17 protein-coding genes are annotated in these 22,920 nt (G+C 35.6%); 9 read left to right on the top strand and 8 right to left on the bottom strand.

Going from position 1 to position 22,920, the window contains the following annotated elements; translation table 11 throughout:
* The 8 genes from B3E92_RS17105 to B3E92_RS17070 all read left to right on the top strand — a co-directional run.
* On the top strand, positions 1 to 939 hold a 939-nt coding region (locus tag B3E92_RS17105), incomplete at its 5' end, for a DUF6731 family protein (protein WP_286897657.1).
* The gene (locus B3E92_RS17100; protein ID WP_286897656.1) at positions 920 to 1,375 is read left to right on the top strand and encodes a hypothetical protein; all 456 of its coding nucleotides are present in this window, start codon (positions 920 to 922) and stop codon (positions 1,373 to 1,375) included. The genes B3E92_RS17105 and B3E92_RS17100, both read left to right, overlap by 20 nt.
* 269 nt (positions 1,376 to 1,644) lie before the next feature.
* The gene (locus B3E92_RS17095) at positions 1,645 to 2,874 is read left to right on the top strand and encodes a hypothetical protein (protein ID WP_286897654.1); all 1,230 of its coding nucleotides are present in this window, start codon (positions 1,645 to 1,647) and stop codon (positions 2,872 to 2,874) included.
* A 559-nt stretch (positions 2,875 to 3,433) separates the two neighbouring features.
* Positions 3,434 to 6,109 (top strand): class I SAM-dependent DNA methyltransferase, encoded by a 2,676-nt coding sequence (locus B3E92_RS17090; protein WP_286897652.1) that lies wholly within the window; start codon positions 3,434 to 3,436, stop codon positions 6,107 to 6,109.
* Between the two features lie 5 nt (positions 6,110 to 6,114).
* Positions 6,115 to 7,188, top strand: coding sequence for a DNA-binding protein (locus tag B3E92_RS17085; RefSeq protein WP_286897650.1), 1,074 nt, complete (start codon positions 6,115 to 6,117; stop codon positions 7,186 to 7,188).
* A gap of 3 nt (positions 7,189 to 7,191) precedes the next feature.
* Complete coding sequence (locus B3E92_RS17080; protein ID WP_286897648.1) at positions 7,192 to 7,620, top strand: type II toxin-antitoxin system death-on-curing family toxin; 429 nt, start codon at positions 7,192 to 7,194, stop codon at positions 7,618 to 7,620.
* Between the two features lie 61 nt (positions 7,621 to 7,681).
* The gene (locus B3E92_RS17075; RefSeq protein WP_286897647.1) at positions 7,682 to 9,619 is read left to right on the top strand and encodes a DEAD/DEAH box helicase; all 1,938 of its coding nucleotides are present in this window, start codon (positions 7,682 to 7,684) and stop codon (positions 9,617 to 9,619) included.
* Positions 9,612 to 10,889, top strand: coding sequence for a GIY-YIG nuclease family protein (locus B3E92_RS17070; RefSeq protein ID WP_286897645.1), 1,278 nt, complete (start codon positions 9,612 to 9,614; stop codon positions 10,887 to 10,889). Before B3E92_RS17075 ends, B3E92_RS17070 begins: the two co-directional genes overlap by 8 nt.
* A gap of 164 nt (positions 10,890 to 11,053) precedes the next feature.
* Here the strand turns inward: B3E92_RS17070 and B3E92_RS17065 are convergent, their stop codons facing one another.
* From B3E92_RS17065 to B3E92_RS17030, 8 genes are all read right to left on the bottom strand, one after another.
* Positions 11,054 to 11,905: a hypothetical protein gene (locus B3E92_RS17065; RefSeq protein ID WP_286897643.1), complete on the bottom strand. Its 852-nt coding sequence runs from the start codon at positions 11,903 to 11,905 to the stop codon at positions 11,054 to 11,056.
* Positions 11,906 to 11,990: 85 nt separating this feature from the next.
* Positions 11,991 to 15,341 (bottom strand): hypothetical protein, encoded by a 3,351-nt coding sequence (locus B3E92_RS17060; protein WP_286897640.1) that lies wholly within the window; start codon positions 15,339 to 15,341, stop codon positions 11,991 to 11,993.
* Positions 15,331 to 16,011, bottom strand: coding sequence for a condensin complex protein MksE (locus B3E92_RS17055; RefSeq protein WP_286897638.1), 681 nt, complete (start codon positions 16,009 to 16,011; stop codon positions 15,331 to 15,333). Before B3E92_RS17055 ends, B3E92_RS17060 begins: the two co-directional genes overlap by 11 nt.
* Positions 15,984 to 17,321, bottom strand: a complete 1,338-nt coding sequence (locus B3E92_RS17050) for a hypothetical protein (protein ID WP_286897635.1) — start codon at positions 17,319 to 17,321, stop codon at positions 15,984 to 15,986. The genes B3E92_RS17055 and B3E92_RS17050 overlap by 28 nt, the downstream gene beginning before the upstream one ends.
* A 48-nt stretch (positions 17,322 to 17,369) precedes the next feature.
* The gene (locus B3E92_RS17045) at positions 17,370 to 17,669 is read right to left on the bottom strand and encodes a hypothetical protein (RefSeq protein ID WP_286897633.1); all 300 of its coding nucleotides are present in this window, start codon (positions 17,667 to 17,669) and stop codon (positions 17,370 to 17,372) included.
* Positions 17,670 to 17,702: 33 nt separating this feature from the next.
* A complete protein-coding gene (locus B3E92_RS17040; RefSeq protein ID WP_286897630.1) occupies positions 17,703 to 19,100 on the bottom strand; it encodes a 5-methylcytosine restriction system specificity protein McrC in 1,398 nt (465 codons plus the stop codon).
* Positions 19,100 to 20,896 carry an AAA family ATPase gene (locus B3E92_RS17035; RefSeq protein WP_286897627.1) on the bottom strand — a complete coding sequence of 599 codons (1,797 nt, stop codon included), beginning with the start codon at positions 20,894 to 20,896 and terminating at the stop codon, positions 19,100 to 19,102. The genes B3E92_RS17040 and B3E92_RS17035 overlap by 1 nt, the downstream gene beginning before the upstream one ends.
* Before the next feature lie 836 nt (positions 20,897 to 21,732).
* Positions 21,733 to 22,119 (bottom strand): hypothetical protein, encoded by a 387-nt coding sequence (locus B3E92_RS17030; protein WP_286897624.1) that lies wholly within the window; start codon positions 22,117 to 22,119, stop codon positions 21,733 to 21,735.
* Positions 22,120 to 22,331: 212 nt separating this feature from the next.
* Between B3E92_RS17030 and B3E92_RS17025 the strand changes: the two genes are divergently transcribed.
* The gene (locus tag B3E92_RS17025; protein WP_286897622.1) at positions 22,332 to 22,577 is read left to right on the top strand and encodes a hypothetical protein; all 246 of its coding nucleotides are present in this window, start codon (positions 22,332 to 22,334) and stop codon (positions 22,575 to 22,577) included.
* The last annotated feature ends 343 nt before the right edge of the window (positions 22,578 to 22,920 follow it).

The raw sequence follows: 22,920 nt of genomic DNA, 5'->3' as shown, positions 1-22,920 counted from the left end.
TCAACATCACCGGAATATGCAATGAGCAAGAAAAAAGTAGAAGTATTCCAAGTAATTATTAAGACAAGAGGCGATATCCCCGCTCCGCAATTTGAGGATATTCTTATGAATACCGAATTCCATGACAAAACAGTTCATGGTTTTGCTAAGCGAATACAGATGTCCTATTTGGAAGACAAAGGAGACTATATTGTTGGGATTATTGAGACTACCCAAATGGGAGCAACACCACCTAAATATAATACTGTTACGAAGGAAAGAAACTCTCTCGGATTGGATACTCCAGAAGGTTTGTTATATGGGAATGTTTTTTTGTATGACAAGACAACTAAAGTGTTTATATATGAAGTCACAAAAAACGGAACATTTATAGGCCAATTAGATGACTTCTTCTATAAGCTTACTAAAGATAGCGATTTACCCAAATACACCATCAGATTTTCAATGGTGATGAATGTTGATGCAATGGAAAAAATGCTGAGAATGGGGAATAAAAGAATGTTGCATCTACAATTTGCAAACCCCGCTGGACTGGTAAAAAAAATTAAGAATGAACAGTCGTCTTTAAAGCAACTTGCAAAAAATGGCGCAGATGTTGGTGCGGAAGTTATAGATGTCACATATAGGATGGAGGGTAGAAAGAAGAACTCTCTTCATACGGGAAAGGTAGATCAGATACTTAACTATTTGAAAGAAAAAAGTGAATTAGCACTGGAACATTTCCAACATATCAAAGTAAAGGGATATGATGAGGATACAGAAAATGTCACTGAAATAGATTTGATTAGAGACAAAATGATTGACTATATTTCTTATACAGAGGATAGAAACATGACGGACATTAGACCACATGAAAGAAAAGTCGAAATTACAGAGGCTTATAATCGTAAAATTAGAGATCTTAAAAAATACTTTTTAGATGACGATAGACAAACTTAAAGAACAATTTCTATCTATAGCAGTGTCGCTGTTGTTGCTTTTTATGGACTTACGCTTTAAATGGAGCTCTGAAATTAATATGGAAAAGCTTGTTGATAAAGCTGTTGACTATTCATCTATTAGTTTCGGCTTTTTATTGACTGTACTAGCAATTTTATTACAAACCCAAACAAAAGCAATCTCAGCTATTAAACATGCTGGGAGGTTTGGAGATTTGATACAAGCGAACAAAAAGGGAGTCGTGGCATCAATTATCTTGGTCTTTATGTCAATTGGTTATCTTTCTATTAAAAACGAAAGCAATATAGCAATGCCCTTATTTTGTGAACTTTCAGCTCTAAATATCATCAATAGCTTTTACTTAGCAGTGTTTCTATATCAATTTGTGGAAGTTATATTGTTTCTTGAGATATTTTACCTTGCAATCAAAGAGTGATCTTCGGGTTATCAAAGACTATAGACTTTAACGTTTATAGAGCGCAAGAAGATTGCAATTATTGCTCCATTTTATGGTGGAGGAATAAACGATAGCAATCCAACTTGCATTTGCCCCCTCAAAAGTATTCCTATGCTAACATTTCACAGAGCGGCCAATGATGAAGTCTCCATACAAGCACTCTGGAACTTTACAAGTTAATCATAGAAAAATACCTTAAAAACTGATTAACTGACACTTCCGAATTTATTAACAAATTCACGACTATCATGAAAATCTTATTAATTTCTGAAAATACAAATCTGTCCCCATCTTACTTCAAAATGTTTGAAGGGGTTTATATAGAAAATAAACAAGATGTGATTATTCGTTATGATGTCGAGAGTGCTAAAGACTTTTTGACCAATACCGTTATTGAGCATCAAAAGCATATCGATTTTATTATCGCAGATTATTCAGCACGCGATTTTAAATCAAAAGTGAATGAATTAGCTGAATGGTTAAGGCATTCCCAAAAAACATACTCTACTAGAAATTTTCAATTCGCGTCACTCCCATTTTTTGTTATGAACAATTCAAGCTTAATTAACCAAAATTATGAACAGCTCTTTGGCTTTGGTCGCGAACCACTTGATGAAATGAAATACTATGATGGAATAATTTTTAAACCAGATAATTTTGAAAGAATTGGTATTTACAATAATAGTTTATCCAGTGGTTTAGACAATTGGTTGGATTTACTGAAATCCGATCTTGACCATTTGGATATAGATCATACAAATAAATATAAACTTGACCCCAGAATTTTGAACTCTAGGTCATTCAAGTTACGTGTATTATCAACATCATTTCAACTAAATATCAACAGGTTAGATTATATTTGGGCAAATAATGACGAAAAAATTCTAGCAAGCGCTGGAGATGAAATACTTAAATTAATGAAACTTTACGAAAGAAATCCTACTTTGAGAAATGAGAAGGGTATACATGATATTCTCAAACAAAACAATCATATTCTCAAAGGTGAGGATTACTATAAATCAATCTATGAAAAACAGTTTTACACAAAACAAGGAAAAAAATATGTCGAAAGTGATTTCATAAATTTCATATATGAATATAGCTTAAAAAAGAATGAGATATATGAAGTAAAGCTACCAAATGAAAGATTCATCACAAAGACTGGAGTACCCAGGATTTTAAAAAGTTCACAAAAATACTTCGATCAAGTTGGTATTAAGTACAATAATTATTTCTCATCAACAGAGAATTATGAAGAAATGTCAAAACGCTTACAACAAGAAGGTATTAGTACGTTTTCACATGATTTTAACTTAAGTCTTTTAATGGGAAGAGAAGAAGACCGAAAGGAAAATTTGGATCTTATCAGTAAAGGATTAGTTTACGGAAACAAACGAGTAAACTTAATTACATATGACAATCTAATAGATAGACATCAATACCTTCACCAGAGGGTTACCAGATTTGGAATAAATTAGCCTAAGGACTGATAATCCAAATAATAATAAAATAAAAAACCGAATATATTTTCTAAAAGGAGTTAAGAGATTCTCATGAACTAATTAGTACCAATTATAATGAATTTACTAGAGTCAACAAATCTAAATATTCACTATTTTAGGATTTTATTGCGAGGTTACAAAAGCATCTAAAATAACTCCGGACATAACGTCTTTTCTAGGTTCAATTTATACAACTATCATTGAAATGACTGAAACAAAACTAAAATGCTATTTTAGTTAAATACTATCGAAAAATTTCTATGCATTCCCCGGAATATATTGACCATTCAAATGAGTGATTGCCCCTGAAATTAAAGTGCAATACTTGATTTTGGCATTTGGACAAAAAAATATTATTTTAAAACTTTTCTATTCAGAAATCTTTACTGAGATATTGAATTAAAAGGCAGTCTTTCTGTATGTTAATAAGTTTCTCTACTGGGTTAAATAATGACGTATTAAAATGTCTCACTACAGGCTTCTGTCTAGATGTTTTTATTATTATATTTGAGCATTAACCTTGTTGTTATAAAATATGACTATTGCCCAGATAGAGGATAATATGAAGAAGCTGCTTGCTTCTGTTGATTCCAATACTTTTATATATGATTTTTTGTTGGCGTTTGGTATTCCGAAGGCTACTATTACGCGCCTTCAATCCGGGAAGATAAATCTTGGTGAGGTTGAGGGTGAGCTTGTTTGGAAGAAAAAACTTCTTTATAGGCAGATTGCAACTGGGACTAATCTTCTGGAACAGATTCAAGAACTGCGCTCTGATATAGGGCTGAAAAAATCTCAGCCTCGTTTTGTGATAGTGACGGATTTGGTGAGGTTGTTGGCTGTGGATTTGCAGATTGATGATACTCTGGATTGTGAGGTTGCTGATTTGGATAAGCACTTTGACTTTTTCTTGCCTTTTGCGGGTATTGAGAAGGCGCAATATCTGTCTGAAAATCCTGCTGATGTTAAGGCTGCTGAGAAGATGGCAAAGCTTTATGATCAGATTAACCTAGACAACCAGTTTTCTACGGATAGAGAGATCCATCAACTGAATGTGTTCTTGTCGCGACTATTATTCTGCTACTTTGCAGAGGATACGGGTATTTTTGATGATAAGCTATTTACTGCGGCTATTATGAGTAATACTAAAGCAGACGCGAGTGATACCCAAGAGTATCTACAGGACCTTTTCTTGATTTTGAATACTGATTATCCTGATCGTATTGATGAGAAGAAGTACTTGCATAAGTTTCATTATGTGAATGGTGGACTTTTTCGTGAGGTGTATCCTATCCCCGTAATTACTGTAAAATCACGCAATCTGATCTTAGAGTGTGGTCAATTGGATTGGTCGGCTATCAATCCAGACATTTTCGGATCTATGATTCAGGCTGTGGTGACGACGGATAAACGGGGTGGATTGGGAATGCATTATACTTCGGTTCCTAATATTATGAAGGTTATTAGTCCTTTGTTTTTGGATGAGCTGGAAGAAGAGTATCAAAAGGCTAAGGGAAATGTGAAGCAATTGAATGCTTTGATACAGCGGATAGCCAATATCAAGATATTTGATCCTGCTTGTGGTTCTGGTAACTTTTTAATTATCGCATATAAAAAGCTTCGCGAATTAGAAATTCAAATATTTAATAACCTCGCTGCTTTGAGGGGAAATAAAGGGTCTGGAACCCTGGATTTTGTATCTTTTAATTCGTTGATCAGTTTAAACAATTTCTTCGGGATTGAGATCGATGACTTTGCACATGAGATTGCGAGGTTGTCATTGTGGTTGGCGGAGCACCAGATGAATCAGGCTTTCCGAAAAGAGTTTGGTCATTCTAGGCCTGCATTGCCTCTTAAAGAATCAGGAAAGATAGTTCATGCGAATGCTTGCCGTGTCGATTGGGATGAAGTTTGCCCGAAAGAGGAGGATGATGAGATTTATGTGTTGGGGAATCCGCCATATAAAGGGTTTTCTCAGCAAACGAAGACTCAAAAGGACGACTTAGTAAATTATTTAGGGAGTTCAACTAAATTGGATTACATATCATTATGGTTTTTTAAGGCTTCAGAGTTTATTAAAAATTCCCAATCTAAATATGCACTAGTTTCAACTAACTCAATCTGTCAAGGAGAGCAAGCTACCCTTCTTTGGAAATCAATTTTTAAACTTAATCAAGAAATATTTTTTGGTCATCAATCTTTTAAGTGGGTTAATAACGCTAAAGGTAAAGCTGCAGTATTCTGTATAATTGTAGGGGTAAGAAATTTGGATTCTAAAGCTAAATTTTTATTTACTGAAGAAGTAAGAAAAAGTGTATCGTATATCAATTCCTATCTTGAAGAGGGAAATAAAGTATTAGTTCACAAACGTTCTACCCCTATTTCAAACTTGCCAGATATGGTTCTTGGGAACATGCCTTATGACAGGGGGGTTATTCATTTTGACTTTTCGGAATACACTGCTATTGTTTCTAAAACACCTTTATTAAAGAAATTTTTTAGACAGATTGTGGGTTCTAAAGAGTATATCAATAAAATACCTAGATATTGTTTGTGGATTACAGAAAACATACTTGAGGAGGCCCTTTCTGTACCTTTTATTAAAGATAAGATTGAGCTTAATAAAAGAACAAGATTAGAATCGATAGACCCAGGTGTTAGAAAATTGGCGGCTGTTCCACATAGGTTTAGGGAAATGAGAGAAGCTAATAAAATGACTTTAGTGTTTCCAGGAACATCCTCTGAAAGAAGGAAATATATTCCAATTGGTGTTATAGACAAAAAAATCATTATTAATAATCTTGCATTTGCAGTTTATGACCCGCCATTTCATGTTTTTTCTATATGTACATCATTGATGCATATGACATGGGTTAGACAAGTTGCAGGTCGTTTGAAAAATGATTACAGATATTCGTCCGTTATTTGCTATAACACCTTCCCATTTCCTAAAATCAGTAAAGAAAAAGAAAAAGAGCTAGAGGAATGTACGTATAAGATTTTGGAAACTAGAGAGCGATATCCAGAAAAGACATTGGCGCAGCTGTATGATCCAGATAAGATGCCAGATGATTTGCGTGAGGCTCATCGGCTGAATGACCTTGCTGTCGAGTCTTGCTATCGTGCGAAACCGTTTGATTCCGATGAGGAAAGGTTAGAGCATTTGTTTAAATTGTATGAGAAAATGATTGCGACAGAAAAAATGAAATAAGATATATGGCAGCAGACTTGACTACATCGCCTGTAGATAGGCAGAATATATTGAACAATCCGGAGGCGCTGGATAGTATTCAGGAGTTTTTGGGTATCACGGGTATGCTCTACGATGGGCAGTATCGGTTTACTACTGCACAATTGGCAGAATTTTTTGATGTTTCTGATCGGACTATTAAACGTTATGTAGAGAACCATTTGCAAGAATTAGAACATAATGGCTATTGTGTATTGCGCGGAATAAAGTTGAAGGAGTTCAAAGAATTGTTTGGACACCTGATCTACAGTGAGGTCGAATTGTCTTCTGATAGGGACATCGATGTCCCTATCAGAAAAGAACTAACTGATAGACAGAAGTTAAGCAAGGTAAATAAGCTATCTTTGTTTAATTTTCGTGCTTTTCTGAATTTAGCTATGATCCTTGTGGATAGTGAGCGAGCGAGGTCCATCCGAAGCGCTATCCTCGATGTGGTATTGGACCTCGTGAATCAAAAATTGGGTGGATCTGTTAAATACATCAACCAACGAGATGATGAATATCTCTTGGCGATTGTCAAAGAACCGAAATACCGTAAAGAGTTCACGAGTGCACTAAGCCGTTATCTGAATATGGGTAATGCAAAGTACAAACTTTATACGGATACAATCTATCAGTCTATTTTCAAGGAAAAGGCTAGCGAGTATAAAGAGCTGCTACAGCTTGATGAAAAGGATAACGCACGAGAGACGATGTATGCAGAGGTTTTGAAGCTTATCGCCTCATTTGAGATCGGTATAGCAGATGAGATGAAGGAGGAATTTGATCGTCTTGGTAGACAGTTGGAACCTATTGAACTAGATGCCTTGATCCATCGATTTGTAAACCGCCGCCATTGGGAACCTCAATTGGAAGATGCCCGCGTGAAGATGGCATCGCGAGATTATGGATTCCGTGACGTGGTACATAAAAAGCTGGAAAGCTATATCGATAGTATTTCACCTAATGATTATCAAACGTTTTTGGGGGAACAGAGTAAAAGCCTTCAGGAACAGATTGATGAAAATATTGAGGTTTTCAAACGTCTAAAAGATCGATAGCGGATGGGTACGCAATATTTTGATGTGGCACATGCTATCCGTGTACACGATGATATCATTGATAAATCGGGCGGACTCCATGGAATTATAAATGAAGGATTACTGGCCAGTACTTTGGAGCATTTACAGAATGATTTTTATTATGAAAGCTTTATTGATAAGGCTTGTCATCTGTTCTACTCTATCAATAAGAATCATTGTTTTCAGGATGGTAATAAAAGAGCTTCTATAGCACTGACGGCTTATTTTTTGGAGATAAATGGGTTGGATTATAAAGTCGGGCAGTTTATGGTTCAAATGGAGAATATAGCTGTTCATGTGGCAGATAATAAAATCGACAGGGATTTATTACACGAAATAATCGATTCGATAGTTTATGAAAGTGATTATTCGGAATCGTTGAAATTAAAGATATTTAATGCGTTGCTTTAGCACGTTTGATTCACAGAGGGGCATTCATGACCTTCTGTGGATATAAAGCCAATTATAAAAAATGGAAAATATTATTCAGGTAACATACGGACAAACAGAATCATCTACGATATCGGATACTATGGGGATGCGGGAAATGCAACAAAAGGCATTTCAGGCTCGTAATAATCAACTGTTATTGATTAAGGCGCCACCCGCGTCGGGAAAATCACGTGCATTGATGTTTATCGCCCTAGATAAGTTGGTGAACCAGGGCATCAAGAAAGTTATAGTAGCGGTACCGGAACGTTCTATTGGTAGTTCGTTTGCTCGTACTGATTTGATGAGTCATGGTTTTTTTGCGAATTGGGAACCAAATGAGCTTTATAATTTATGTACTCCTGGCTTAGATGGAAGCAGATCTAAAGTCGATACTTTTGTGAACTTCATGCGTAGTGATGAGCAGATTCTGATCTGTACGCATGCAACATTACGAACTTCTTACGAAGCATTGGAAGATTCAGACTTTAATGGCTGCCTGCTGGCTATCGATGAGTTTCATCATGTGTCTGCAGATGGGAATAATATTTTGGGATCGGTCCTGCGCAATCTTATAGGTAATTCGTCTGTGCATCTTGTCGCGATGACGGGATCTTACTTTCGAGGAGATTCAATACCGGTATTAACTCCTGAGGATGAGGCGAAGTTTACCAAGGTGACATATAATTATTACCAGCAACTCAATGGTTATAAGCACCTGAAGTCTTTGGGGATTGGTTATCATTTCTATCAAGGTAAGTATTATACCGCCATAAATGAAGTATTAAATACGGATAAAAAGACTATTTTACATATTCCGAATGTGAACTCAGGTGAATCTACGAAGGACAAGTATGAAGAGGTGGATCGTATACTGGATATGATCGGTGATATAGAAGCTGTGAATCCAGACACAGGCATTATATCTGTCCGAAGAAGTAAGGATGGTAAATTATTGAAAGTTGCAGACCTAGTAGATGATGATGATAAAATCCGGAGAGATAAAACGTTAGATTTTCTACGAAATATCCAATCAGAAGATGATATAGATCTGATTATTGCGTTAGGAATGGCGAAGGAAGGATTTGATTGGCCTTATTGTGAGCATGCTTTGACAGTTGGATATAGAGGTTCGCTGACTGAGATTGTACAGATCATTGGTAGAGCCACACGTGACAGTGCAAACAAGAGTCATGCGCAGTTTACAAATCTATTGGCCATGCCGGATGCTAAGAATGATGATGTAGTGATCGCTGTGAATAATATGTTAAAGGCTATTACAGCTTCGCTCTTGATGGAACAGGTGCTGGCCCCGAATTTCAACTTCAAACCGAAGCGGGACGAGAATGAATTAGAGGAACCTGGTACGATCAAAATAAAGGGATTTAAAGGTATTATATCAAAACGGGTGAAGGATATAGTTGAGGAGGATATCAATGACCTGAAGGCTGCAATATTGCAAGATAAGGATATTACGAAAGCCTTGTCGAGTACTATAGATGCTGAGGTGATCAACAAATTGTTAATTCCAAAAGTGATCAAGAAGCGCTATCCAGATTTAGCGGATGATGAACTGGAAGCTGTACGTCAATATGTGGTTACGGATTCGGCGGTGAAAACGGGAAGTATCTCGGAGGTTGGTGACCAAAAGTTTATCACGATGGCGAATCAATTTATTAATATTGAGGATATTTCAATTGACTTGATCGATACGATCAATCCGTTCCAGCGTGCTTTTGAAATAATGTCTAAATCGGTTACTGTTCCTGTATTGAAAGCTATTCAGGATGTTTTGCTTGCATCGAAAATTAAGATTACCGAGGAAGAGGCTTTGCTCACCTGGCCTTCTATCTTGGCTTTTGTGAAAGAACAGGGCCGTGAGCCAAATGTACATTCTGCAGACCTGAAGGAGCAACGGTATGCGGAGGTGCTGTTGTATATACGTGATAAAAAACGGAAATCTGTGAATCAGAATGCATAAGAAAGTTTATTTAAGTTTTGATGATATTTTTGCCGATGATGAGTTTAACTTGTTGGAGGTAAAGCCTACTGCTCGTCGGGTTACTGAAGAGGAGCGCTTGGTTCAATCGTTTCAAGAGATTAATGATTTTGTGGCGGAGCATGGAAGAGCTCCAAAACGAGAAAATGGTTTTAAAGAGCGAATGTTAGTGGCTCGTCTAGATGGTTTGATTGAAGATCCTGCAAAAGTTTCGGTTTTGAGTGCTTTTGATTCGTATGGTTTATTGCCCGTACAGGAGATACTGGACACGGAGTTTGTTACTGAAGATGTCGCGGATACCGCCGCAGAGGAGTTTGATTTTGCTAATATTGAGGTCACATCTTTTGATGACTTGCTGAATGCTGATCCGTTTAATCTGTTGGGTAGTGTTGATGAGGAACAGCTGCAGATATTTGACACTTCGAATCTGCCGCAACTGGATAAAGAACGGGAGAAAACGGATTTTGTAGCTCGAAGGAAACGTTGTAAGGATTTTGATCGATACGAGCCATTATTTAAGGCGGTGCATACCGAATTGGAATCAGGTGATCGTAAGTATATAGGGTTCAAAGCAGGCACTCTTCAAGCAGGCACGTTCTACATTCACAAAGGTGTTATTTTCTTGTTGGAAATTATTGAGGTGACCCGCGCTGATCATTATAAAGAGGATGGAACTCGTGTAAGGTTTGACGGACGTACACGTTGTATTTTTGAGAATGGCACGGAGTCTAATATGTATTTGCGATCGGTAGAGAAAATGCTTTATGAAGAGGGCTCGACTATATCGCACTCTAGTAAGTCTAATAATGTGACTTTGCTGAAGAATGCTAATTTGGTGAACGAGAGTGACCAGGAGTCTGGTTTTATTTATGTGCTTCGCTCTAAGTCTACAGATCCGGTAATTCGAGGAGTTAAGAATCTATACAAGATTGGTGTCGCACGTAATAGTGTTGAGGATCGTATTAAAAATGCCAAAGATGAGGCCACGTATCTGATGGCTGATGTCCATTTGATTTCGAAAGTAACTTGTTATAATCTTGATTCCTATAAGTTCGAACAGCTGATTCATACGTTTTTTGCGGAGGTGTGTTTGGATTTAGAGGTGTCGGATAAGAATGGCGTGAGAACTCGGCCTAGGGAATGGTTTGTGGCTCCGCTGGATGTGATCGAGGAGGCTGTAGATTTGTTTGTTTCCGGTGAAATTGTGAAATATCGGTATGATGCTGGAATGGAAAGGATTGTTTTGAAGTAAAATAATGTATATGATTGAAATTATTTAGAGAAAACGTCAGCCTTATTGACTAATTACTCTAATTTATTTGTAGGTGCGCGGCCTTTATTGGTGTGAAAATTTATAATTTTTTATTATTGAGCGGGATTTATTCCAAATAATGATACTTTAAAAGCCGCAAAGCACTATACACCTCTCATCATTATTTCTAAATCGTTGTACTCCTCTTCTATCCATTCATTTTTATAGATGAGCTCGTTGATTAATATTACAGCCTCTTCCGTAAGAGAGGACTTATCTAAACCTGAAAACTCTCTAGAAAAATCCCATTTACTATAATGATGAGGAGAATCTACAGGTAGTCTATCTTTTGTGTTATTTGGATAAAGGAGTGCAATATGTACGTCATCTGCAATTAGTTTTTTCTTAATTCGTAAATAAATAGATATACCTGCGTAGTCCCAATCTCCAGAATAAAAAATAGGGTATTTGAATTCGCTTCGATCAATCTGATCGATGATTTTTATATTATTCCCCCCAACATACCAAAGCTTGACTTGAAGCTTTTGAGCAATCCAAGGCATTTTAAGAAAATTCAAATTTTCACAAAGTATGATAGCTCTTGGTTCTTTACAATCGACTACAAATCTCCAATTATTGACCTTCTGGTCTTCACTAGGAAATTCTGATACTTCTAGAATATGCAGAATAGCTCGTCTTAAGCTTTGTTTATTTTCTACGTATTTTGATCCTTGACGTCTAAAAAACTCTTTAGAAAAGTTTTTTTGTGTGGTTAATTTGCCCTTAATTTCTACTTTGTTTTTATGAATAAGCATCAACGTCTTGATATCCTCTTCATTGTAACTCTGACGTGCATCTTTTTCTAAACCAACTCCTTCTAGAAATGAAATATAAACGGTGTAACGTTCTAAATAATTCAGCTCAAAAAAATCTTCAAATTGATAGCTAGATAAAAGGACTTTATCACTTCCCAACTTGACGCTAAGAATACCAGTATCATAGATGAGGTAGTGCACGTACTTATCATTTTGAATCTTTGCAGAACTCTTCCCTTTGCTAAATATATCATATAGCGCCTTGAGCACACTCCAGTTTAGGTTGTTATGTATCCGCATGTAAGTTTTTAATAAAATCACTAATGTCTGTCAATACGTCTCGATCGTTAAAGACAGCCATAGCAGGTACATGACTCTCCTCGTCGTGCAATTTATTCTCGCTCAACATATAAATATATTGCTCACCATCTCTAAGTTCGCCAGCAGACTCAATAGACATAGAAAGAATTTGATAGCCTTCCTCTAATGCAACTTCGCGTAACATTTCGTAATTGCTGCCCAATCCCTGTGCCTCATCTATGGGCATAATTTTAATACCTGGTAATTTGTTATTACCGATGAGTGCCAGTCTCGCTAAGCCAAGAAGCGCATACCCAGAGTATGCTTGGCTATTGCTACCTGAATTGCTCTCGCCTGTATCCAACTTCAGTTTAAATTCCAAATTGAAATATGACTTGGGATTGAGCAAATCCTCAATTTTAGCACCACTCAAACCACCTGAATCCGTAAAGGCCTTTATCATTATCTTGTTAATATCCGATTCCCTTGCTAATTCTTCAAACATTCCTGTAAAGCTCAATTCGTTATTAAGAATTTTGGTAAAAACATTTAGCCAATCGGCTGGATAATCGGTAGAAATCTCGTGCACTAGTGAAGCCCTACTTCCTCCTGTTATCCTCTTGGTAGACCCATTGAAATATTTATCGATATCTATAACCTTCACGATGTAATCACGATACGTTTTCTGAACTTCTGAAAAAACTTTCTTTAAAATCTCTAATTTCCTCGAGCCTATTTCTCTAATAGCCTGTTCTAGACTTGCTAGCTTATCTGCCAATAGGACTTCAACGGACTGACTCGCTATTGCCCTAGCATTCTTGAATACTGATGGCAGCAATTGATATGCCAGCTGACCGACATGGTAGCCATCCAATAACTTCGCATTATCTTCCATCCCTGATACGACTGTCTTATAGTTTTGTTCGAATGAAATTTTAGCAGTTTGCCAACTTTCCTTCAGACTCAAGCTTCCTCCTTCCTCCGGATCCGTAGGGCATTCAATTTGACTATCTGGCTGAAATGGCTCACCGAAAAATTTGAAGTATTCCAATGCTGCTTCCTTTATTTTTTCTTCACTTTTCTCTGTGCTAGTTTTGCTTTTCTCTAAATCAGCTTTTAATATATTAAATTCATCAGCTTTTTGTACTAAAGTCTTGTTACATAATTGATGACTATGCAGCTCTCTAATCGCTTGTTGTGCCATCTTCTCACCTTCCTTAAAACTAACAATGGATAAGGAATTTAAAAGCGAATCAAGTTCACTCTCGTTTATTGTCAAATCTAGCTTAGCTTTAGCGGTTTCTTCATCAAGCGTAGTGAGCTTGACGTCATTATCTTTAAAGTATTTTTCACAGTTTGAGATATCGCTTTTTATCTGCTCTATAAAAACCGAATTATCTGATCGAATAAGCTCCTCATTCTCTTTTTCGTATCGCTCTTTTTCTTGTAATAATACTGCTATATTTGCTTTCAAGGATAGCAAATTGTCCAATTCTACCTGAGAGATAATGAATCGTTTATCTACATCCCTATTGTAATACGTACGGTCTATATATATTGGTAAGACTGTTCGTAACTGATTAAAATCGTGAAGCTTGGCATCCAACAATTGTATCTGCTCTAATTGTATTTGTAGATCGCTCAAATCATGGGCTAGCGATTTATTTAAGGCCGCTAAACGGTTGCGAATAGTATCTGGATCAGTATTTAGATACTGATTCTGTACATATTTGATATATTCGTATACGCCATCAAGATTGAGCCAAAAGCCTTTGCCTTCAAGTTTATCCTTAATATCTGGATTATTAAACAACTGCCTTGGATTTGGCAAATAGCGATCTTTTTCCTCGAAATTCATGGGCTTTTGTCTTGGAAATAGCTGGAAATGAATCAAAATACTTTCTTCTTCATGAGTCAATGGACGATTAATATGTTCAATAGCCCATGATGCTAAAGAGTTACTATCTTCTATATTAGAAAATCTGGAGAGACCTTCATACTCATTTATTTTCTTTATGAGTTGAGTGCGTTTTTCTATGTATTCTTTTTTTGCTCTTTCATAATCAACACTCCAAAGGCTTTTTTCAAAAACACTACTGATATCTTGATCTTTAAGGTAGTTTAAAAACTCAAACAATAGATCTTTCTCCGAAGAAAATTTACGTTCGAACGTCACTTTTCGCTTAAGCTCATCTTCCCCTCCACATTCTTGGATTAAAATATCAACATCGTCAATTTTCCTCAGTTGCCAATGAAGATCTATTATCTTATTCTGTAAATCTTGTTTTTGCCCCGTAAATACTTCTTTTTTCTCTGTAAGATCAATAAGTCGATTTTTCCACTCACGATATTGATCAACTTTTATTTGGAGTTCTTCTAAATATAATTTAGCCCCTTGCATCTTTACACTTTGTAATCCGATAGCGAATTTTTCATAGTCTTTCAATGCAGCTTGGTATTTTTTGCGAGTATAAATAGCTTGATGATGCCAGAAATAAGCTTTATCTCTTCTGTACTTTTGTTCTATGTCTTTATAATCCGATTCGAGCTTTACAAGATTTTTGATATGTGCCTCTTTCTTCCTAATATCTTGGATCTCGTTCTGGTAGCGCTCATGTTCAGAATAGTCCTCGCTAATGGACTTAATCTGCTGCTGATAGGATGCCAAATGCACTTTATCATCATCTCCAAAGAGAAAGTCTTTAAGGTTGTCGGAATCAGTTTTTAACCCTTTTCCTCTAGCAAATGATCGAAAGATACTGCCGTAACTATCTAATGTCTTTTTGTGTGTGAGATCAATGTTTAATATTCCGTTTTTATAGAGTAATTGATGATAAATAGATATGCTTAGTGGCTTTAAATGAATATGCTTTAACGTCTCGTTTAATTTTTCCACACTTAAGATGGTATCCTCGACTATGAAGTCCCTATGATACACAGGTTTTTTAAGTGGTTCTAGCTTATTGTCCCAATCGTATCCCGCCTGAGCAATGAACATGCGAGTTTGCTTACTGGATTTTTCTATAAAACATCCAATTGCTATATACTCATACGGCGCTATCTGAATATTCATCACTACGTATCCTGCACCGTACCTTCCATTCTTTGCGTGCATAACCAGACCTTCAATAGGTCTCTTATCAGTTCCCTCGGTAGCAGAACGATAAGTGGTCGATCCTAATAAAACGAGCTGGATCATATCAGCAACCATCGTCTTACCGCTACCACCTTCGCCAGTAAAATCTGTTCTAAACGGATGGAATAGATAGTCGGCATTATAATGATAAATAATGCCAACGGTAGAAAGTGAATGTATTCGTGGAAAGCTAGCCTGCATCTTCTATTTCATTTATAATTTCGTCGATAGTTAGTATTTGTCGCTCGTATTTTTGCCTAAGCCGCTCAAATGAAGGCAGAACCTTAAAAGTCAGCTTTTCATCATCGAGAAAAACGAGCCAACCAAGGTTTTCGAATTCCCCAAACGCATTATTGATTTCTTTGATAACATCTTGTTCTAAATAATCGGTCGTCTTTTCGTTCTTGGCTCCAACGATGAGTCGGAAAAGACCATTTTTCTCTTCCTCATATTCGGTAAACAAAAGCTGTATAAAATCTTTGATGTTATCAAGCTCAATATTAGCATCTAACCTGTACATTTTAAAGAAAAGCATTCCGATAATGATGTGCTGGCTATCCATATAACGTTTATACTTGCTATCCCCTGGAATAGCAGAACGGTTTTGTTCATTCTCAAAATCAAGATAATAATATTTATTATAATAATCTTCCCCAGATTTTTCCAATGTCAAACGGTACATATCACTGTAATATGCGGCCAATGAATCATAGTATTTTTCTATGAATAGAAACATACGTTCAGGCCTCGGATATTCTCGTTGAATATGCACGCCACTACGTAAAGCATAATCAATTCTCGAGAATACGTTTTTGACCTCGCGATCACCTAAAAACTCATAGACTATATTTTGTGAATGCTCAATTTCCATAATTTAATATTGGGGTAGTCTTCATTAGACACGACATCGTTATTAATATTAATTTTATATTGCTTCTGCTTAGGAATTTCTCTCACTAGCTTACTAGTGACCTTTACAGGTACTGACAAATGATTTTGCTCTTCGCTTAATATTTTGTAAAATAATTCACTGTAATCTAGAGTACCTTCCTTTGCTACTTGTTCTTTGACATAATTCATCCAAAAATTAATCCGCTCTCTTTCCCTATGTTTAGCCTTATTCCGCTCAAGTAGCTTCTTTTGCCGTTCAACATCCACCTCTCGATTGATAACTTGCGGCCGAATCTTTGGACTGATGTCTCGATCTGGAACAATACAGAATCTCGGCAACTGAGTCAAATCGACCATAAGAAAATTCGAAATTTTGGATGGTAAGCATACATCTCTTTTTCCAGAGACGTCCTTCTTAACCCTACTTCTCTTAATTAAAAAATCTATAAACAGTGCTGTTTTCCGATCGTAATCCCTTTGGTTGAATTCATAAATAAACTCTCTAACCTTTGGTTTGATGTGGTCGATGCGTATGCTGATCTGCTCTAACTTTCTCCTTATTAAGTCATTGAATTCAAATACTCTATTTACATTAGCGCCATCGAATTCTTTATTCCGGCTCAGCATCAACTCATCTAACTCAGTATCAATATAATAAGTGGCTGCAAATGCTTCTTTCAGTTCCTTTGCCTGATCCTTAATCTCGTCGAGCCTATGAAGAATTTCCTCGATCAAGACATAAATATCTTCATGTTCGTCTTTTATCTTTTTCCGGAACTCTCGGACAGATTGGCTAACTTGCTGTTCTAATATCTCAACATGTTTAATGATTTCTGGTATACTTACGCTAAATTTTTCTTCGAACCACAGATCAAAATCGTGATTTTCTGTGTTTAAGTAGCGCTTCAAGTCGACTAACAAGCCATCAAATGTTCTCCTGATTTTTGCTGGATTGTAAATGCTTATAAGCCTCTCCTTTATATTGCTACAAAACTGTACTCCAAAAGTTTTAAATTGATATTCCTTTCTAGATCCATCTCTCGATAGATAAAACTCTTGAAGCCTTAAAATAATTGAATTGTTTCGCTCGTATTCTGTTCGAGTGGTGCTGACTCCCAGATCTCGATGAACTCGATCAACAGTCTCATTCAATTGTTCTTCTTTGAAACTCTCGTTACCAAACTGATCGTAAAGGCTAATTAAAATCATTCCTTCTATACGCTCTGGAACAATTAGCTTATACTGTTGTTTTGCTTCGTTATATAGATTAAATGACTTTGATATATCCATTATAATTTATATTTTATCATTTAATAAATTCGTTAAAACTTTTATAATCTATTTTTTCAAAAGTCCTAAGTGCAACAAAAGTCCCAAAGCGGGCGAATGTGTACGTGGCACATATGGTTTGAAATTCACAGTTTTAAAATCAGTTAATTCCAGATATGCCTGATGCACTCCTTTCAAATTCATAGACCATTTTTCACCTGTTGAAACTCTCACAAACTTCATTTCATTAGCGTCTAATGACTTTACACCATATTCTTTTCCAGTCAAACTTTTAAAGAACTCAACAGATTTAGTCAAATTATAGAACTTATCGTACTTTATTGTTGGATTGGTTTTATTAAATTTCATAATAATAATTATTAATTAAAAAGTGGGAGAATATTAGTTGATAATTGGCAGTTTTACACCAATCTTATAAAGATTATAATATGCCTCAATAGGTTGCTTCGCTTCATATATATTTTTAAGAGACAAATCTACTTCTCCATTAATTATATCTGGATAAATTATTAGGCAGTCAATATTCCTGTCTTCATCAACCTTAAGTTTTAGCTTCTCTCTAACTCTATTTAAACGCGCATACCCTGCTACCTGCCGAATATCCTGATGTAAATGCCCTGTTTGATATTTCAACTTATACTTTGCATCGATGACCATCTGATAGTCAGGGTGCGATACCAAAATATCGAGAGCATTTCCGTACGTACTGAATTGAAAATGTATTTCTTTTTTCCATTGAGTATTATGCTCAATCATTTTACTATGTACATACAATTCGAATAACCGAGGCATATCAATCCAAAACGGAGGTGTAGAAACTTTCTGATCCGATGTTTTAGTAATATTGTATGCGAAACGCTTCAAAATATAGCTACCTATTTTTAAGCCATCTTTATAATCGTTATAGAATGGGTTGTGTTTTATATTCTTTAAATCAGATTCTTTAATAGTGTTGGAAACCAATTCGAATGCTGGCCTACAATAGTAAATCGTCTCTTGGATTTGTTTAAGATTTTCCTTCAACAATAACTTGTGAGATTCTACATAACTAACAACAAAATCTAATACTTTCTTTAAAAAGCGATTTTCAGTGTGATCGATATCGAATACTTGATATTCACAATATGTAGAAGTAAGCTTAATCTTAAGAATATTTTGCTTAATATGTTGCCCAACCAAAACCTTTCCTTTAATGCGATTATTTAGATTTTCTTGTACTTTATAATAGCCTTTCTTCAGTCCCTTTCTTACAATCAATTTCAAAATTTGTAAAAAACGAACTATTAAAAATGGAGTCAGCTTATCATCTTTTTGCTCTATAGGTATTTGTTTTGAATCCCAGTCAATCTGTACCAAAGCCTCTAATTCTGAATTACTCTCCGAAGTAGATGTGACCTCCAATAACATCTTCAGATAATCTAACTCAAAAATGCTATTTTGAGAATTTTGTTCAGCATTTTCGACTTCCTCGTCCTCTAAAGCTTTAATAAATGAACTGATATTAGAATTATTTATTTTAGGCTCTACATAAATTGACCTATTTGTACGACCTAACCAATCAACACCGATGCAGTAATCAGCCTTGAGCTCATAATAACTTTCTTTCTTTTCAAAGAGAAAACGATGACTGCTATTATTAAATCGTTTTGATATCACACTATCATAGTTCATAAAATCAGACGACAAGACAGTCAATCCTTCTAAAGAGGATTTAACATCTTCTTCCGTCTCTGCAAGGCGAATCCAGTACGATTTATGTTCCGATAAGCGAATGCCCATTACATAGAGGGTTTTAGATCTTGAATAGCTTGTTGAATGCCTTCTCCAACCAATACGCCATCTTTCACATACTCTAATAAGATCGGCTTTATTTCATATTCCAAACGAATAAACATAGAACCTCCCTCTTCGGATTTGTCAATGAAATATGAATGGCCTAATTGAACTTCTTTCTTTTCAAATTCAGAAGATAGGTTGGTATCAAAGAGTTGTGACACCCGGTTAAACAATTCTGTATCAAATATAATCCCTTCTTCTTCAGATAAATCTTTCGGTAATATATCGACGAATGCAAAACGACGACGAATTGCATAGTCAATATGTCCCACAGATCTATCTGCAGTATTCATTGTACCTATTATGTAAAGATTGGGCGGTAATATCAACTTATTATCATCGTTTATTGCATACATAGAGGCCACTGTCTCTCCACGGTATTCTAATGCATATATTAATTCTCCTAAAACAGAAGAAAGATTAGCACGGTTAATTTCATCTATGATCAAAACGAAGTTTTGCAATTCAACTTTACTATCAGTGGGATTTGTAACTTTACTGGCCAGCTTCCAATTTTCTAGCGCTATTTCAGCAAACTCCGCCAAATTCTTATTTTCCGCTTCATAAATTATTCCATCTCCGGCTTCGTTAGGTTTGGAAACGATTCCTCTAACAAAATCTTCATAGCTATAACTTGGATGGAATTGAAGTAGTTTATATTGCTTAAAGAAGTTACGTTTGAAATCCTTTTCAAAAATTTTATATATGTATTTTGCCACCGCAGCACTATAAGAGTCATTACCCCCTCTCAAATTGCCTTCTTTGTCCCAAGCTCTAGTTTGATACATATCAATTATTTCTGAATATTTCGGTGTGTAAGGATTACCAGAGGTCGCAATAACTTCTACTCCGATAGCATTTATTCCACGAATAGAATACTTAACTCCATCACGTGCACTGGAAATCTCTGTACCATGGATGCACTTCTCTTTAATAATCGCTTCATCAATAGTTTCTGGAATTAGATCGATTGAAGAATCACCACCAATTAATTCTTTAGCCAATAATTTGGCCACTCTAGTTTTACCTGTTCCAGGAGGACCTTGCAAAATTATCTGTTTTTTAAATTTTAAAAGATTAACAATCTCATCACTAACTTTCTTCTCGCTCATATCGTTATTTTCTACAGGGTTGCTATCATTAAAATATTCAAATAACTGCCAAGGATACGTAATCATGTCATATGCGTCATCGAACTCTCCCTCTTTTAAGAAAAAGTTCAAAACTTCATTGCTACTTTCAAACCAGTTATCCTTAATTCTTAAATCAGCATTTAATACTTTGGCATTCAAATACGATATTAATGTATTTAGATTATTATGATTTACTATTGTACATAAAAATTGTGGTTGAATAGATGCTATCAATCTATTAGTTGCTGCCCTCCTATCCTGATTAGTATATTTTCGAATTATTTTCTTAAGCTTATTATATTCATCATGAGGTGCTGACCCCACTGATTCTGCAATCAATTTTAAAATTGGTGATAATTCATTCCAATTATTTTTAATCGACAATTTTTCTTCAGAGGTAAAATACCCTTGTCTTAAACTTGATACACATTGCCCATTTGATCTTTCAAAAAATTCGTAGAAAATGTTATTATCCCATTCAGACCAATCTAAACCCCTTTTAGCTTCTTCAACAAACTTGGGTACGAAATTTTTATAATTATCTCTCCAAGTATGCCATACGTCAATATCGTTTAGATATTCTTTTAAACTCTTCTTTTTTAACATAATACTTAATCCAAAATCTCTTAATAAATCATTTTTAGCTTTATTCCACTTGTATAAATGTGATGCTAGTCTCTATATTATTTTCACCAAAATATCTAAGGATATATGCAATAATATCTTTAGTCGGCATCCTGCTTCCATTATATTCAACATCAAATTTTGTACTATTATTTCGAGGAGGCACCGATCTTTATTTTTCTCACAATATCCCACTTCTAGGGAACAAACAGATACGGGAAGCCGTAATTAAATAACATTTACATTATATAGAATTCCTGCAGGTATATTCTATAATATGGCGACATTAAATTAATCAATATTTTTAAAACCGAAAAAATTTTTAATCATTTGCCATCAAAAACGATTGTTCAGAATTGTATTCTTTAAATTTAGACAGAAACCTTCAGCGTAATAAAAAACTATAATCAGTAAACTACATCAAACCATATAACCTTACAAAACAACATATTAACCAACAAAAAACACTTGTATTTTGTCACAACTTTTGTAAATATTTGTGACAAGAATCAAATAGATTATTTACTAAAAAACGCATCCTTCTACTTAACTTACCACTAACTTTTCAAGTAATAATTGTTTTTTAAATATTTAAAAGCTGTTATTACCGATCTATCTGCTATTTCTTCTACTTAAATGACCTATTCTTTCTACTAAATTATTCTTGGTTGAGCTGTATTTATTACAGTTATCTCCACAACATGACCGAATTCGAAAAAGACCATAAAAAAAGCCACATCTCACGACGTGGCCTTAATAAACATATGATTCACTAGTGGTTTGTCTTTTATGACTGGCAAACCACCAGTTGTAAAATTTTATTTATACGAATTGATCGATTTGGATACTTTCCAATCATTGCCCACACGCTCCAAGGTAACTAAATCTGTTTTAGTGAAGTTTTCAAATTTCAATATTACTTTAGCCACCATATAGTCTGCTGACTCTTCAAGGATATCGGTGTTTACTGCACAGTTCAACTTCTCTCCTTTTTGCTTTTTCAATAGTTTGACCACTCCACTACGGCTGTTAGATTGCGCATTGGAAGATTGGATCTTTTGGCTGAAATCTTCAGCGAATAACTGCTCTACACCTGCCGATTCTCCCTCAGTAGTTAGCGCAACATAGTGCTCTAAAGCGAAATCTGCTGTAGAAAGGTTAACGTTTGTTTTTGTTACTTTTGCTCCGGGTCCTTCAGCTGCCATAGCGAAAGTTGATACGGCGATTAAAGCTGCTGCTGCGAATGTTTTTACTAGTGTTTTTTATCGAAATTATTTGTTTTTTATTTGATGATAAAGCTATCATGAGTGTCCTTTGAATACACTCATGATGGTTCATAATGTCTTTATTTTATAATGTTAGTTCTGTTGTTCTTATTTGTTGACTCAAAACTACAACACATTAGGCCCCTAGCCTATTGGCTTTAGACCAACGATCGGGAAAACTCGGTGAGTGGCGGGAAGAGGGAGGTAAGTCTGCCTCATATCACATTCGTACCACGTTCGGATCATCAATAGATATTGTACAGACACCCAGCAGAACTTGTCCAGTCTCTGTACAGGGAAAAACTGGTCAGATACTGGTCAACAATCGAACCCTAGATGTCCTGATCCGAAGGCTATACGAAGCAGGTACGAACACAACCCCTATTGAAGTTATTTAAACTTATCCCTAATTAGCAGTTTTTAGCAAATAATGCCTAGTGCAGCGACGAAATCCGTGAGTTCGTGTTGGAGCGATCACCGAGATACCATGTCTTTGGTCATAACCATGCACGCTATGGTAAGAGGAAAACTAAGGCGATCCAGTTTATCAACGCTTCGTTGTATGAGCTGTTGTAGGGAAAGGTGTGATTAAACTACACGATCAACTCAAGTGCATTCAAGATCTATAAACGAGGCGATACTACTATCTTTCTACTAATTCTTCTACTTTCTTTCTACTTCTTCTTCTCCTAATCTTTCCCTAGTTCTTTCCCTAAAATATTTACATTTTTCCTTCTGAAA

It is taken from the genome of Sphingobacterium sp. UBA6317 (assembly GCF_002440385.1).
GTDB classification, from domain to species: domain Bacteria; phylum Bacteroidota; class Bacteroidia; order Sphingobacteriales; family Sphingobacteriaceae; genus Sphingobacterium; species Sphingobacterium multivorum.
The sequence above is the reverse complement of the archived record's forward strand: the minus strand, read 5'-3'. Positions and strand labels throughout refer to the sequence as shown.